The sequence below is a fragment of the Pseudoalteromonas sp. SR45-4 genome (genome assembly GCF_014163535.1).
Taxonomy (GTDB): Bacteria; Pseudomonadota; Gammaproteobacteria; order Enterobacterales; family Alteromonadaceae; genus Pseudoalteromonas; species Pseudoalteromonas nigrifaciens.
The window spans coordinates 14,047-28,956 of record NZ_JACJDO010000044.1 but is presented as its reverse complement, the minus strand read 5'-3'; the positions used below and the strand labels follow the sequence as shown (position 1 = coordinate 28,956).

Annotated in this window: 11 protein-coding genes and 1 pseudogene; 6 read left to right on the top strand and 6 right to left on the bottom strand. The window is 39.2% G+C overall.

From position 1 onward, the window contains the following. A pseudogene (locus tag H5058_RS18535) lies at positions 1–152 on the top strand (ISAs1 family transposase); the annotation flags it as partial. 252 nt (positions 153–404) lie between these two features. After that, complete coding sequence (locus H5058_RS15515; protein ID WP_011329912.1) at positions 405–599, top strand: (2Fe-2S)-binding protein; 195 nt, start codon at positions 405–407, stop codon at positions 597–599. 80 nt (positions 600–679) lie between these two features. Here H5058_RS15515 and bfr (H5058_RS15510) read toward each other — a convergent pair whose 3' ends face one another. The 5 genes from bfr (H5058_RS15510) to H5058_RS15490 form a co-directional block, all read right to left on the bottom strand. Further along, positions 680–1,144, bottom strand: a complete 465-nt coding sequence (bfr, locus tag H5058_RS15510) for a bacterioferritin (protein ID WP_011329913.1) — start codon at positions 1,142–1,144, stop codon at positions 680–682. Between the two features lie 14 nt (positions 1,145–1,158). Further along, positions 1,159–1,629, bottom strand: coding sequence for a bacterioferritin (bfr, locus tag H5058_RS15505; RefSeq protein WP_011329914.1), 471 nt, complete (start codon positions 1,627–1,629; stop codon positions 1,159–1,161). 253 nt (positions 1,630–1,882) lie between these two features. Next, positions 1,883–4,018 (bottom strand): TonB-dependent receptor, encoded by a 2,136-nt coding sequence (locus H5058_RS15500; RefSeq protein WP_086994537.1) that lies wholly within the window; start codon positions 4,016–4,018, stop codon positions 1,883–1,885. A 72-nt stretch (positions 4,019–4,090) separates the two neighbouring features. Then, complete coding sequence (locus tag H5058_RS15495) at positions 4,091–5,161, bottom strand: PepSY domain-containing protein (protein WP_182678938.1); 1,071 nt, start codon at positions 5,159–5,161, stop codon at positions 4,091–4,093. A 92-nt stretch (positions 5,162–5,253) separates the two neighbouring features. Further along, positions 5,254–6,117, bottom strand: a complete 864-nt coding sequence (locus H5058_RS15490) for a cation diffusion facilitator family transporter (protein ID WP_179808292.1) — start codon at positions 6,115–6,117, stop codon at positions 5,254–5,256. Between the two features lie 254 nt (positions 6,118–6,371). Here H5058_RS15490 and H5058_RS15485 point away from each other — a divergent pair, with 254 nt between their 5' ends. The 4 genes from H5058_RS15485 (at position 6,372) to H5058_RS15465 (ending at position 13,902) form a co-directional block, all read left to right on the top strand. Further along, on the top strand, positions 6,372–11,129 hold the full coding sequence (locus H5058_RS15485; protein WP_182678935.1) for a PAS domain-containing protein: 4,758 nt from the start codon (positions 6,372–6,374) through the stop codon (positions 11,127–11,129). Between the two features lie 367 nt (positions 11,130–11,496). Further along, positions 11,497–12,759, top strand: coding sequence for an RNA-guided endonuclease IscB (gene iscB, locus H5058_RS15475; protein WP_182678933.1), 1,263 nt, complete (start codon positions 11,497–11,499; stop codon positions 12,757–12,759). Then, positions 12,759–13,226, top strand: a complete 468-nt coding sequence (locus H5058_RS15470; RefSeq protein ID WP_182678931.1) for a methylated-DNA--[protein]-cysteine S-methyltransferase — start codon at positions 12,759–12,761, stop codon at positions 13,224–13,226. The genes iscB and H5058_RS15470 overlap by 1 nt, the downstream gene beginning before the upstream one ends. A gap of 91 nt (positions 13,227–13,317) precedes the next feature. Continuing rightward, positions 13,318–13,902 (top strand): thymidine kinase, encoded by a 585-nt coding sequence (locus H5058_RS15465; RefSeq protein ID WP_182678929.1) that lies wholly within the window; start codon positions 13,318–13,320, stop codon positions 13,900–13,902. Here the strand turns inward: H5058_RS15465 and ltaE are convergent. Then, a complete protein-coding gene (gene ltaE, locus H5058_RS15460; RefSeq protein WP_086994525.1) occupies positions 13,885–14,889 on the bottom strand; it encodes a low-specificity L-threonine aldolase in 1,005 nt (334 codons plus the stop codon). The genes H5058_RS15465 and ltaE overlap by 18 nt on opposite strands. Positions 14,890–14,910: the final 21 nt, after the last annotated feature.

Below are 14,910 nucleotides of genomic sequence, written 5' to 3'. Positions count from 1 at the left end.
CATTAATGTTTAATGTAATGCGAAAGATAGCCATGGCGCTTTTTAAACAAGATGCATCTAAGTCAGCAAGTATGGCGAGGAAAAAGAAAATGGCAGGGCTAGACGATGATTACCGCTCAACCCTGTTAGAGTCTGGGATTAAAATGCGCTAGCCGTGTAATTAAAACGAATAGCTTAAGCGTACAGGTGCTCAGTGGTTGTTTTAAAAATTGAATACAGGGCCTCAACGGACATACAATTTTGGAACATATACTTTTTTAAACAGTCGCTGATTATTTTAACCTGTGTAGCACTGCTTAAAATAAGATCAAAAAATAAATAATTAACTGCAAAAAGTGTTTGATAACCATTACCATTTAGATTAGTATGCACCTACTAAATGTAATTGAGAGTGGTTTGTATTCATGTATATTTGTCTATGTCACGGTGTGACCGATAAAAAAATTGAACAAACAATTGACGATGGTGCAACAACCATGCGTGAGTTAACTAAAGAGCTTAAAGTGGGCAGCCAATGCGGTAAGTGTTGTGGTTGTACTAAAAAGATCCTTAATCGTAAGCTTATTCAAATTGCCGATATAACGGATCAAGTGGCTTAATTTAGTTAAAAATTACATTACAAAATTTAGATATAAAAAAAGCAGCTTTAAGCTGCTTTTTTTATGCGTGTTAATTACTATTACAGCTGCGACTGTAGGTAGTTTTCTAAGCCGGTATTTTCAATCAGTAATTGCTGAGTTTCTAACCAATCAATTTGCTCTTCTTGTTCATTTAAAATGTGATCAAGGGCTTCACGAGTAATATAATCTTTTTTACTTTCAGCCAGTTTAACTGCGCTACGTAACTCATCAATTGTATCAAGTTCAAAGCTCATATTGGCAGCAATCATTTCTTCGCTGTTTTCACCAATACGTAAACGGCCTAGGTCTTGAAGATTTGGTAAGCCTTCTAAAAACAAAATACGTTCAATTAAACGATCCGCGTTTTTCATTTTTTGAATTGATACTTTGTAGTCTGCTTTATCTAATTTACTAAAGCCAAAATCTTTAAACATACGTGCGTGTAAAAAGTATTGGTTAATACCAACAAGCTCGTTAGCGAGTACTTTATTTAGTGCTGCAATAACGTCTTTATCGCCTTTCATACTATATACTCCTACTAAGCCATTTGTGCTTGATGATAATTTTGCGTTCCAATCTTATCAATTAAACCAAGTTGCTGTTCTAACCAGTAAACATGATCTTCTTCGGTATCAAATAATAGTTTTTCTAAAATGGCACGAGATTGATAGTCTTGTTGTTCTTCGCATATTGCGATTACGTCTTTTACGCTAGCTACTACTTCAAGCTCAAGTGTTAAGTCGTTTTGCATCATGCTTTTAACATCGGTGCCAATTAATAAATCACGACGTTTAGTCATGTTAGGCACACCTTCTAAAAATAGAATGCGTTTTATTAACCAGTCACAATGATCTTTCTCTTCTTCCATTTCGTGGTTAAGGCGCTCATAAAGTTTAGCTAATCCCCAGTCATCGTACATGCGCGAATGAATAAAATACTGGTCAATTGCTGCTAATTCGTTGGCTAGCAATGTATTAAATGCGTCGATTACTTTTTGATTACCTTTCATGATAGATCACCTTAACAAGTTCAATTGCGACCAGTGTAGTGCAAACTGCAGCTATTGCAAGTTTTCTCTATAAAAATCATTATGTTACTATTGGTTTTGATTCTTATTTAAGTTTGCGTTATTACTTGGTTTGTAAGCAGTTTTTAATTTTTATAATAGGTATTATTAATTGAGCGAGATGAGGGTTAATACACATATTTTAATATAATTTAAAAAGGCATGCTTAACATGCCTTTAAAGTTACTTAAATCAGTTAGAATTGATATTTAGCACCGAGAGTTGCCGTAGTGCCTAGTCCTTTAATATTGTAGCCACCATAAGTATATGATTGCGCACGAGCAGGGTAGTAGTCGCTGTTAAATAAATTTTCGACCCCAAAATAGCTGCTCCATTGTGGAGTAATTTGATATTGACCACTCAAATTAACTATATCGTAACTACTTACAGGACCTTGATCGCCAACGTATTGGCCTTGTTCGTTTTTATCAAAGCGCTTTCTATCGCCAACGTATAAATAGCTAAATGTAAGAGCTATGTCGTCGCTGGCCTGCCACGCTAAATTGGCTGTCGCTTTTGGTGGGCTAATTTGTTTAGCACCTAAGTATTCATCGGCTTGGGTATCTTTACCTTCAACGTAGCTATATGTGGCAACTAATTTAAGTTGTGGGGTAATGGCATAATTTACTAAGCCTTCAAAGCCCCATATTTTTTGCGGCGCGCGTATTGGCTCATAAACGCCTGTTACATCGTTAAATTTATTGCTGGTTCCTAGCTCAGACGTGCTTTTATATGCTGCTAGTTCAAAGCGCAGGTCATCAAATTGTGAGGTGAAACCTACTTCGTAGTTATCTATAATTGATGCTTGTGTTTGAATAAGCGCTATATCGTTTACAGTAGCTGCGCGCAATAGTATGCCTATGTCTGATATATCAGAGCCCTGCGAGTAACTAAAAAATGGGCTAAAGGCAGGGCTTAAATTATATTTAATGCCAGCATTGTAAGTTGTTGCATCGTAATTTATGGTATCGCCGCGCACACTTAGTGGTACTGAACATTGCGTAGCGGTTCTGCATAGCTTTAATGTTTGATAGTCGGCTACCGTTAAATCTATGCTTTCTTTTCTTACACCGGCTTTTAAAATAATATCGTCGTTAATTACCCACTTTGTTTGTAAAAAACCAGCAACACTATCCATGTCCATTTCAGGAACCCATATACGGCCATCAACTAAAGGTTGTGAGGTTTTATCGTTTAGGGCATCAATACCATATATTAAGGTGGTTGTTAGATTATCAAAGTCAAATTGGCTATTAAATGTGGCTCTTGCGCCTAGTTTATCTGACTTTATAACAGATTGACCACCGCTATAACCATCATCAAGATTGGCTAAATTAGTTGAAAAGAAAAATACATTTTCTATATTTTGCTTGTACAGATCTAAGGTCATTTGGGTGTTATCGAATAAGGCGTAATCTAGGTATTTAAGAGTAATATTTACATTGCCTTCGGGGCCTTGCGGTTTACCTGGTTTTTGCAGCTCTTTGGGTACGTGAATCGCATAGGTTTTTTCACCTATGTTACCGTCGCCAGTAACATCCCCTAAATCAGTTTTTTGCTGTGAGCTATAAAAGTTATAACTAAACTCTAGTTGCTTATCATCATCAAAATCGTAGCTTAGTTTAGTAAAGTAGTTTTGTGTTTCTGAGTCTGACAAACCATATTGCAAGCCTAAAATATCACCCTCTGAATCACGTTGTACACCGTTTTGCTCGTAACTGGCGCTTATTAAATAGCTAAACTTATCTAAGCCACCATTTATAGCTGCCGATATTCTTGCACCGGCACTTTCATCAAGCTTAACAGCACTAAAGCGGCTAGAAATACTAATTTCGCCCTCAGGCTGGCCGTCACTTTTCGCTTTTTTTGTTATGTAGTTAATTATGCCGCCAGCAGCGCCATTACCATAAATCGAGGTTGCTCCTTTAATAACCTCTATGCGTGCAATGGCACTGGCATCTAGCGTTTTTATGCCTAATGAACCGTTACGCAGTGGAGTTGATTGTGGTACGCCGTCAATCATAACTAAAGGTGCGCGACCACGCAGTGTTTGGCCTGAGTTACTGGAGCTGCCGGTGCTAGGAGCCAATCCTGGTACCATTTGTGCGAGTAAGCTGCTTAGTTCTGGGTTTACTTTTAAGTGTTGTTGAATTTGCTGCTGATTTATAACAGTAATTGAAGCAGGAACTTCATCAATACTTTCAAATATACGACTACCCGACACAATAACGTGTTCTAACTGATCAGCAGAATATTTGTTTTTACTATTTTCATCGGCAATTGCGCAAGCACTAACAGCGACGCTAAGTAAGCAAAGCGAGGTTTTTAACATGGTAACTCAGATAAATAATTAATTTTGGTAATGATAACTATTAACAATAGCGACCACAAGCGTTAATGATAATTATTTTCGATTGCGTCTTTTTAACCAAAAGTAAACACCCGTTACAATAAAAAAGCTCAGTGATAGGGTTATTAGTAGCCATAAAAACTGTACAACTGGCCCAGCAAAATTACCAATATGAAAGGCATATTTAAAGTTCCATGCTTGTGTGGTGAAATTGGTTTTACTGGCGTCAAATGAGTTTAATACTTTACCAGTAAATGGATTAGTCCAAACCCAGCTGTAAGCGTGGCTTTCGCCGGGATTTTGTATTCTTAAAGCAATCGCGTCATCCGCTTTTTTAGGTAGGTATACCCTATATGGCTCACCTTTAGGAAATATGGCTTGAGCATTATTAATTGCTAAATTGTATTGTAATTCGGTATTTTTAAGCACCGGTATTTTGGGAGGCGCAGGTCTGTTTGTTACTTTATTTTGTGTTACTAATTCTAAAACAGACTGCGTTTGCGTTTTCCAATTAAACGCCATACCCGTAAAGGCAATCAGTATTAATGGCACAAAAAAGTAAACTCCCAACACAGTATGCAGCTGATACAGCAGTACTCTTAGTTTTGCTTTAGGTTTTATAGCTAAACGTTTTATCCGGTTTTTAGGTTTTACCCATAAATAAAAGCCTATTAATACGTTTATTAACAGCAGTAATGCACATACCGACATCCAATTTTTAAATGGTTTATTACCGTCACTGCTCTCAAATAATAACCAGCGATGCAAAGCAAGCGTAAAACCATAAATTGTATCTGTACTTTGGTAAGTATAAATAACATTGCTGGTGTAGGGGTTTACGCTCGCGTAGTGATTATTAGCTAATCTAAACTGCCATGCCATTGTAGGGTTTTGTTCAGGCATTAAAAAAACAGTTTTTTGTTGGGTTTGAGTTTGCACACTGTTTATTAAAGTGTCGAAATTTAGCGGTTTTTCTGCAGGCGTTACTAGCCATTTTTCGGGCTGGATAAGGTGTTGTAGATCTTTTGCGTAAATTAACACCGCTCCGCTGAGGCTCACTATTAATAAAAACAACCCGCTGAGTAGGGCAAGTGTTAAATGAATTTTACGTAACCAAAGTTTCAAAAACGGCATCTCAATTGTGAGCTAAGAACCCTAATTGTAAATGATAATGAGAGCAGTTTTCAATTGAAAGTTTGTTTATAAAGCTATTTTTATTATAAATTATTGTGCTTTTCTATTATGCAGTTTTCAATATTAAAATTATGCTGTAAAAAGTGTTTAACGGCTGCTAAATCAAGTGAGTTATGAGCGTTAATCAGCAGTTCGCAATGGCTGGTTTTATCATCTAATTGCCATACTTTTATAGCTATTACTTGCTCTATATTAAAGTTTTTGGTGAGAGCGCATGTAACAGCTTGGGTATCAAAGTTATTAGGCGCAGCTTGCATTAAAATGCGACAGCTTTGTTTAAGCAGTAACACGCCATGGTAAATAACATAAATAGAAATTAAAATTGTCGCAATTAAATCAACTATATACCACTGGTACAAAATAATTAAAGTACCTGCAACAATAACCACAACAGACGCCATCGCATCAGATACATTATGAATAAAAGCTGCTCTTATATTCATACTGCTATTTGCGCCAGCTCGGTAAGTTAAAAGTGCAGTGATTAAATCTATTAGCAGGGCAAATGCAGCCACCCACACTATGATCCAACCATCAATTGGCTGCGGGTTTAAATAACTGCTCATAGCTTCAAAAATTAAATACACACCTATCAGTATTAATGTACTGCTATTGAACAAAGTAGCTAAAATTTCGGCGCGCTTGTAGCCAAAGTGATGTGTGTTATCGGCAGGTTTGTTACCAATTTTACGCGCAACAAGGGCAATAAATATAGCGGCTGCATCACTAAGATTATGCAGTGCGTCTGCCATGAGTGACAAACTGCCAGAAAATATTCCGCCAATAACTTGCGCAACAGTAAGCAGAACATTAATGGCAACAGCTAGCGCGAGTTGCTTGTTACTTTGGCTGTCGTCTACATGGCTGTGTGCATGGTCATGACCCATAATATCCCCAAGTAACTACTTATATTAAGATTGTTATATCACGAGCAGCTAAAAACAGCTACACGGGGCTTGATGAAACTTAGCTAACTCATTGTGTATACTTAGGCGTATATCTAGTTAAAAGCCAGGTAGCAGTACTGTTTGTAAAACACATAAAAAATTCATGGGCTTATTAGCGCAAAACTTGCGTCTTAGGCTTTTTAATGCATTAATACATAGTATTAAAATGGGTAAAATTACTAGGTAATTCAGGTATGAATAAAGGTTTGAGCTTCACAAAGCTAGCAGGTAAAGGACAGTCTGTACAAAGTAAGCTAACTATAGCCTTTGTAGTTATTGCATTAATACCTTTGTGTTTGTTTTCTTGGCTGAGCTTTAAGCGAATAAATAATACATTAGAACAACACGCCCAAACTGAATTACAACAGGTAACAAATATTGCTCAGCAGTTTAGTCGCTTTTGGCTGGCTGATTATATTAAAGATTTTAAGTTACTTAAAAACCAGTTAACGACTAACTCTGTGCAACAACAAAGTGCAATAACTGAGTTTGTTAACGTATACGAATTTGTAAATAATGTAGAGCTAATAGATAGCGCAGCTTTGCTTGCTGCACCTACATCTTCTTTTATTAGCAAAATAGCTCCTCAATCGTTAACTAATATCCATACTAGCTTGAGTGAGCATGCAACGCCTTCATTTCAATCATTTTTAATTGAAAAACAACCACACTTTATTATTGCGCTTGGTATATATAATACGGAGCAACAATTAAGCCGTATTCTTTTAGCCGATATAAACCCCCAGTGGCTAATGAATCAATTAAATGCAATGTATGCTAAAAACAGCGAGCTTAGTTTTAGTTTATTGCCAAGTAATAGTTTGCCTTTATTAAACCAACAGCCATCAACAGAGCAAACATTATTAAATAAAACACAATTAATGCAAAAAACGTTTACCTATAACAACGAAAATAATGATGTAATGTATGGCTTTGTTAGTCAGCTGAATTTTTTGGGTGATCAAAGCTGGCTGCTATTAGTGTCTAAGCCGAATGTTCAGGAGCTAACAAATACTTATTCTATTAAGTATTTTGCTTTGGCAACACTGCTTATGTTGTTGGCTGTTTTAGCGTGCTCTTGGTGGTTTGGTCGAGTATTGTTTCATCCATTAAGGCGCTTAACAGCCCTTGTTGATAAAATTACTAAGGGGAAAAGCACCCAAGTACCTATTTTACCCGACAGCCAAGAGTTTAATTTGTTATCGAGTAAGCTGTGTAAATTGGCCGAAAATAAACAGCAACAACTAACAGAGTTTTATAAACAAGGGGCTGAACTACAGGTTGTGTTAAGGCACTTAGCAGAGCAAAAAAGTGCACTTGATGAGCACGCGATTGTGGCTGCAACAGATTTAAAAGGCACTATCACTTTTGTTAATAAAAAGTTTTGTGAAATAAGTGGTTATGACGAACATGAGTTAATAGGTAAAAATCACCGTATTCTTAATTCGGGCACTCACCCAAAACAGTTTTTTAAAGAAATGTACCAAACCCTAAAACAGGGAGAAGTATGGCATGGGAAAATATGTAATAAAGCCAAGCAAGGTAATTTATATTGGGTAGATACCACCATAGCGCCATTTTTAGATGAAAATGCTAAGCCACAAAGCTATATAGCCATTCGAACAGATTTAACCGCATTAAAGTTACAAGAAATAGAGCTAGAAGAGCATAAAGCACAACTACAGTTGGTAATAGACACTACCGCTGTGGGAATTTGGGATTGGTACATTGACACAGGTAAAGTCACTTTTAATCACCGTTGGGCTGAAATAATTGGCTATACCTTAGATGAGTTAGGCCCAGCAGTAATAGGCACTTGGTATAAGTATGCCCACCCAGACGATTTAATCGTTTCGGAGCAAAAATTAAACGCTCATTTTTCTGGTGAAACAAACTATTACGTCAATGAAGCACGTATGAAACATAAACAAGGTCATTGGGTATGGATACTAGACACTGCAAAAGTGGTTGAATGGAATGATGATGGCTCACCAAAGCGGATGATAGGTACCCATTTGGATATTACAGAACAAAAAGCAACAGAGCTAGAATTACAAAATAGTCGTGACCAATTTGCCTCGTTAGTAGGCAATATTCCAGGCATTATTTATCGTTGTAAGTACGATAAAGTGTGGACTATGCTTTATATGAGTAAGCAAACTAAAGAGCTTACGGGTTATGACGCTGAGGCAATATTAGAGAATAAGCAGTTAAGTTATTTAGAAATAATTTACTCGGACGATCGTGACGATATTGAAAAAACGATTATTAAGTGCATTGACGAGCACACGCCTTGGTCTGTTGAATACCGGATCATAACGCAAGGTAATGAAGTACGTTGGGTAAATGAAAAAGGCCAAGCCATTTATGACACTGACGGAAACGTATTATATTTAGATGGTTTTATACTCGATATTACAGAGCGTTATCAGGCGCAATTAAAAATAACACGTCAGCAAAGCCTGCTTGAATCTATGAGTAAACAGGGGCAAATAGGTGCGTGGGAAATAGACTTAAAAGCGCAAACGCTTTATTGGTCAGACGAAGTACGCGCAATTCACGAAGTGCCACAGAGTTACTCTCCAGATATAGCCACCGCAATAAATCATTATAAAGAAGGCTATCACAGAGATAAAATTAATGCCCTTTTTGAAAGTGCAATAAGTAGTGGGAAAAGCTGGAATATTGAGCTTATTATTGTTACTTACACTGGCCAAGAACGTTGGGTTAAGTCAATCGGGCAAAGTGAGTTTGAAAACGGCCAGTGTATTCGTGTTTTTGGCTCTTTTCAAAGTATTGATGCACATAAGCGACTTGAACTCGAAAGCGAAAAAGCCAATCGTTACAACAAAAGCTTAGCCATGCTTACTGTTGCACCTGAAGTGCAAAGCAGTGATGTGGCAGAGGTGAAAAAATTAGCCGTTAAGTCTATGTGTGAAGTGCTTGATGTACAGCGCGCTTCTATTTGGATTTTTAACGAACAACGCGATTTAATGATTTGCCATAGTTTAAATATACAAGGGCAAGGTGTTGATTGCTGTAATGCACAGCTCAGTGCAGAGGATTACCCTGCCTACTACGAAGCTATTTATAAACAAAACTTAATAGCTATTGACGATGTTTATAATCATCCCGCTACCGTTGATTTTATTGAGCATTATGCAAAACCTAATAATATAAAATCTATGCTAGATGCCGTTATTACAACCGGTGACGGAAATTTAGGTATTTTATGCGCAGAAACCGTTGGGGAGTTTCGCCAATGGACGCAAAGTGAAGAAACCTACTTACGCTCTTTAGCAACTTTAGTAGGCAGTACCTTGGTGTCACAACGCCGTAAACAAACCGCTGAGGAATTAAAAATAGCCTTGGTTTTGGCAAAAGAAGCCGGTGTTGCTAAAAGTCAGTTCTTAGCAACTATGAGCCATGAAATACGTACGCCAATGAATGGTGTTTTAGGCATGCTTGAGCTTATTCAGTTAGAGCAACTGCCCAAGCCAATTGAAACTAAAGTAGCAATTGCTAAAACCAGTGCGCATTCATTACTGGGTGTAATAAACGATATTTTAGATTTTTCAAAAGCAGAAGCAGGTAAAATTGAGCTAGAGAGTATTAACTTTAATGCCCGCGATTTAATTGGTGAAGTAGCCGCAGCGCAAGCATTAACAGCTCAAAATAAAGGCATAGAAATAATTTTAGATTTGGTTGCCTTAGAGCCATCGCAGTTAAGTGGCGATCCAGGGCGAATACGCCAAGTATTAACTAATATACTAAGTAATGCCGTTAAGTTTACAAACGAAGGCGAAGTGGTGGTTAGCGCATCTATTGAGCGTATTGAAGCCCAGCTAATACTGCAAGTTAGCGTAAAAGATTCTGGTATTGGCATTAGCAAAGAAAAACAACAACAGTTATTTGCGCCCTTTATGCAAGTAGATGCGTCTACTACTCGAGAATATGGAGGCACTGGCCTTGGTCTTGCTATAAGTAAGCAGTTATGTGAACTAATGGGAGGCGCTATTGCAATTAAAAGTAATGCTGGCCAAGGGAGTGAGTTTATCGTCACCATGGAGGTGCTAAAGGGCGATCAACAAGAGCGCTATATGCCAAAGGCTAATATTAATGGGTTAAGTATATTGGTGGTTGATGATAACGAAACAAATCGTTTGGTTATTTCAGAGCAGCTCAAGCACTGGGGAGCTAATGTTGAGCTGGCAAATAATGCCGAACATGCGCTGCTAATTTGTGAAAATAGAGTTAAAAACAATCAGGGCATGTATGACATAGCTGTATTAGACATGCAAATGCCCGGCATGGATGGCATAGAGTTATGTAAAATATTAAAAGCGCATGCAGATTACAAACATATGCCATTAGTAATGATGACCAGTATTGCAGGCTTAGAGGGGGCTCAGCGCTATTTTGATGCAGGCTTTCAGGCTTATTTTCCAAAGCCGGTAACAACCGCTGATTTAATTTCTGCGCTTTCGGTTATTACTAATAGCGAGCAGCACGAAGCACTGCCATTGGTAACATCTGGGTATATTTCATCGTTGCGCAAAGCCAAAACCATTGAGCCTGCTAAGATATTATTAGTTGAAGATAATCCAATAAACCAGCAAGTATCTACTTTAATGCTTAAAAAGCTCAATTGCGAAACAGTCTTAGCCGAAAATGGTCAACGTGCTTTAGAGGAGCTCGCAAAACATGAAGCAGGTTACTTTCAAGTTGTACTAATGGATTGCCAAATGCCGGTTATGGATGGTTATGATGCCACTATTGCAATACGTAAAGGTGAGGCTGGCGAGCAGCATAAAGCAATTAAAATTATAGCATTAACAGCCAATGCCATGGATTCAGACAAAGAGCGGTGTATTGCAGCTGGCATGAATGATTATTTAAGCAAGCCAATTGAACTTGATATTTTAAAAGATAAATTAGAGCAATATTTTTAAGGTTAAAGCAGTATGACAAACACAATCGACATTCGTGATGCGCAAGCAAGTGATGCAAAAACCATTTTGCACTTTATTAATGAGCTCGCTATTTGTCAACTACTCACCCCTAAAGGGATGAGCTTGTAAAAGCGCTTGTTGACCAGACCACTAACTGAGGATTAGAAATGTTAGTAAACGATAATTTAGATGTAGAAACCTTGGAATGCCGCCTCAGTTCCAAGCTCTTTCGTGGCACTGTAAACAGTCCTATTGAGTTAGGGGCAGTCAACCACGTTGCGAAGCTAAATTATCTGGTCGAGAGGAAGTCGAATTTGCTGTGTGCTTCAAGCACAGCCATACGCACTACTCGAAGGAGATACGCGCTATGTTAGCGTATATACTTAACAAGCACGGGAAGCCTTTGATGCCTTGCAAGGCCGCTAAAGCACGTAAGCTGCTTAAAGCTGGCGAAGCTAAGGTAGTCAAACGTACCCCGTTCACAATCAAATTATTGCATGGGTCGAGCGGCCATACTCAGCACGTAGTTGCTGGCATGGACACTGGCAGTAAACACGTTGGCTGTGCAGCTATCGCAAATGGTAAAGTGATTTATCAAAGCGAGGTGGCTTTGCGCACTGACGTATCTAAAAAGATGCAGCAACGTGCAATGTATCGAAGGACTCGCAGAAACCGTAAGCTACGCTACCGCCCTGCACGTTGGTTGAACCGTGCCTCAATGCGTAAAGAGGGGCGCTTAGCACCGTCTCTAAAAAGCAAGCTTGATTCACACTTGCGTGAGAAAAAGCAGGTTGAAGCTATCTTACCAATTTCACACTGGAAGGTTGAAACTGCTAGCTTCGACATACACAAGATAACTAACCCAATTGTGACTGGTGTCGGCTACCAGCAAGGCGCACTGCTGGGCTACTACAACGTTAAAGCCTACGTATTGCAGCGTGACAATTATAAATGTCAAAGTGGACGTAAAACGAAGCACAACGCCAAGCTGCACGTACACCACAAAGTATTTCGTTCTCAGGGCGGCACTGATGCACCCAGTAACCTAATAGCGCTATGCGAGACGTGCCATAATGATTTACATGCAGGAAAGTTTGAGCTGAAAGTGAAGCGCTCAAAGACTAAACATGCGACTGAAATAGGTATACTCAAAGCCCAGTTAAAACAGTGCTGGGATTTTGAAGAAACGTTTGGCTACGTGACCAAATTTAAGCGCGAACAAGTATTGGGCTTGCCGAAAACTCATTACTATGATGCCGTGTCAATTTGTTGTGAAGATGGCGAGCTTGTACAACAAGGCAAACATGTTTTACGTAAACGTCATGTGGCTTCTGGTGACTACCAACAGACAAAGGGTATCCGCTCCGAAAAGCGGATACCAGTCGGCAAGCTATTTGGCCTAAAAAAACACGACTTTGTACAAACACCACAAGGTACTGGTTTTGTTAAAGGCAAGCGTAGCTCAGGCTACTTTGCCCTAGAAACTATTTTAGGTGATAAGGTTCACGCTAGCGCTAATATTAAGAAAAACACGGTTCGGATTTCTGCTCGAACCACTACGTTAACTCAACTAATGGAGGCGGCAATTCCTCTCGGCACTAAAGTACCGAGTATCCTTGCCGTAAACTGATGATAATTCAAACCTTACTACCGAGTCCTATCGACGATATTATTATTCAAGGCAGCGAAAACGGCGTGAGCTATGTGGGTTTTTATCCTCCTAAAAATTACCCCATTACAGCGCTTAGCGAAGTGACTAATGCCGCTATTTTATGCGCCGCAGCGCAGCTTAATGCGTATTTTGCTAAGCAGCGCACTACCTTTACAGTACCTTTAGATACCAAAGGAACCGTGTTTCAACAAAGTGTATGGCAGGCATTACTTAACGTTCCCTATGGGGAACTTAAAACGTATGGCGATATTGCTAAGGTATTAAACAACCCCAAAGCGGTGCGCGCTGTTGGCGCTGCTAATGGCAAAAACCCAATAAGTATTATTGTACCGTGCCACCGTATTATTGGTGCAAACGCAAAATTAACAGGTTATGCGGGTGGACTTGCAAGAAAACAATGGTTATTGCAGCACGAAACCGGATGATCAGTTCTTAATGCATAAAATGCATAAACCAAATTGGTATTAACGTTCGTTTGAGGTAGCATAAGCGCACTTTTTATCTGAAGGCACAGCAATGGCGCAATTATACTTTTATTATTCTGCAATGAATGCGGGTAAATCAACCACTTTATTACAATCTGCATTTAATTACCAAGAGCGTGGTATGGAGCCGGTGATCCTCACAGCTGCAATTGATGATAGAGCGGGAGTAGGCAAGGTATCTTCGCGAATTGGGCTGCAAGCCGATGCGCATATTTTTGATGAAAACAAAGATGTGTTTGCGCTGATACAGTCACTGAATCAAGAAAAAAAACGCCATTGTGTACTAGTTGACGAATGCCAGTTTTTATCTAAAGAGCAAGTGATGCAGTTAACCGATGTGGTTGATGAACTGGGTATTCCGGTACTATGTTATGGCCTACGTAACGACTTTAGAGGTGAGCTATTTACCGGGTCGCAGTATTTACTTGCTTGGGCTGATAAGCTAGTAGAGCTTAAAACTGTGTGTCATTGTGGCCGCAAAGCCAACCACGTATTGCGTACCGATGAAAATGGCGATGCAATAGCCGATGGTAACCAAGTAGAAATAGGCGGCAACAACCGGTATGAATCGGTGTGCCGCAAACATTATAAAGCCGCGTTAAATATGGGCCGCTAATGCCTTTATAAAGGTGTCTATATCTGCTTTAGTTATGTCTAAGTGAGTTACTAACCTAAGTTGCTTACTTGGACTAAACAGTATTCCTTGCGCTTTTAAATTAGCTGCTAGCTGCTGTATATTTATATTAGGCTCGCAGCTGGCATAAACCATGTTGGTGGTGTTTTTCATGTTAACGTTAAAGCCATTAAGTGTACTTAATTGCTGCGCTAGGTAGCGCGCATTAGCATGATCATCGCTTAAGCGTTTTACATTATGCTCAAGTGCGTATTGCCCTGCTGCTGCTAACATTCCTGCTTGGCGCATACCGCCGCCAAGTACTTTTCGCCAGCGTCTTGCTTTGCTAATCAGCGCTTTTGAACCGAGCAATAACGAGCCAACCGGCGCACCTAACCCTTTAGATAAACAAATCGAAACAGAATCAAAGTGCTGAGTAATAGCAGTTATATCCACATTAAGATCGGCTGCTGCATTAAACGCGCGCGCACCATCTAGGTGTAGCGATAAGCTGTGTTGGTTTACAAACTTGCGCGCTGCAGCAAGATAGTCAAGTGCAAGTACTTTACCGCCTATGGTGTTTTCAAGGCTTAATAAGCGAGTGTTGGCAAAATGATTATCATCAGGCTTTATTGCCGCCGCTATTTTATTAAAGCAAAGTGTACCGTCTGCTTCGTTTTCAATTGGCTGGGGTTGTATTGAGCCTAAAACGGCTGCGCCGCCGCCTTCAAATTTATAGTTATGGGCGCTTTGACCGCAAATGTATTCGTCTCCGCGCTCACAATGTGCCATTAACGCCAATAAGTTAGCTTGAGTACCTGAGCTACAAAAAAGTGCCTCCGCAAATTCAAAGCGCTCACATGCATATGCTTCTAGTTGGTTAACACTTTCATCATCGCCATATACGTCATCGCCTACAGGGGCGTTATACATTATATCGCGCATAGCTTTAGAGGGTTTAGTTACCGTATCTGAGCGAAAATCTATCATAGGGTTAATCCTTACTATATT

Coding starts and splice junctions, on each gene's coding strand:
- H5058_RS15515 (WP_011329912.1), top strand. CDS start 405: ATGTATATTTGTCTATGTCACGGTGTGACCGATAAAAAAATTGAACAA.
- bfr (WP_011329913.1), bottom strand. CDS start 1,144: ATGAAAGGCGATAAAGACGTTATTGCAGCACTAAATAAAGTACTCGCT.
- bfr (WP_011329914.1), bottom strand. CDS start 1,629: ATGAAAGGTAATCAAAAAGTAATCGACGCATTTAATACATTGCTAGCC.
- H5058_RS15500 (WP_086994537.1), bottom strand. CDS start 4,018: ATGTTAAAAACCTCGCTTTGCTTACTTAGCGTCGCTGTTAGTGCTTGC.
- H5058_RS15490 (WP_179808292.1), bottom strand. CDS start 6,117: ATGGGTCATGACCATGCACACAGCCATGTAGACGACAGCCAAAGTAAC.
- H5058_RS15485 (WP_182678935.1), top strand. CDS start 6,372: ATGAATAAAGGTTTGAGCTTCACAAAGCTAGCAGGTAAAGGACAGTCT.
- iscB (WP_182678933.1), top strand. CDS start 11,497: ATGTTAGCGTATATACTTAACAAGCACGGGAAGCCTTTGATGCCTTGC.
- H5058_RS15470 (WP_182678931.1), top strand. CDS start 12,759: ATGATAATTCAAACCTTACTACCGAGTCCTATCGACGATATTATTATT.
- H5058_RS15465 (WP_182678929.1), top strand. CDS start 13,318: ATGGCGCAATTATACTTTTATTATTCTGCAATGAATGCGGGTAAATCA.
- ltaE (WP_086994525.1), bottom strand. CDS start 14,889: ATGATAGATTTTCGCTCAGATACGGTAACTAAACCCTCTAAAGCTATG.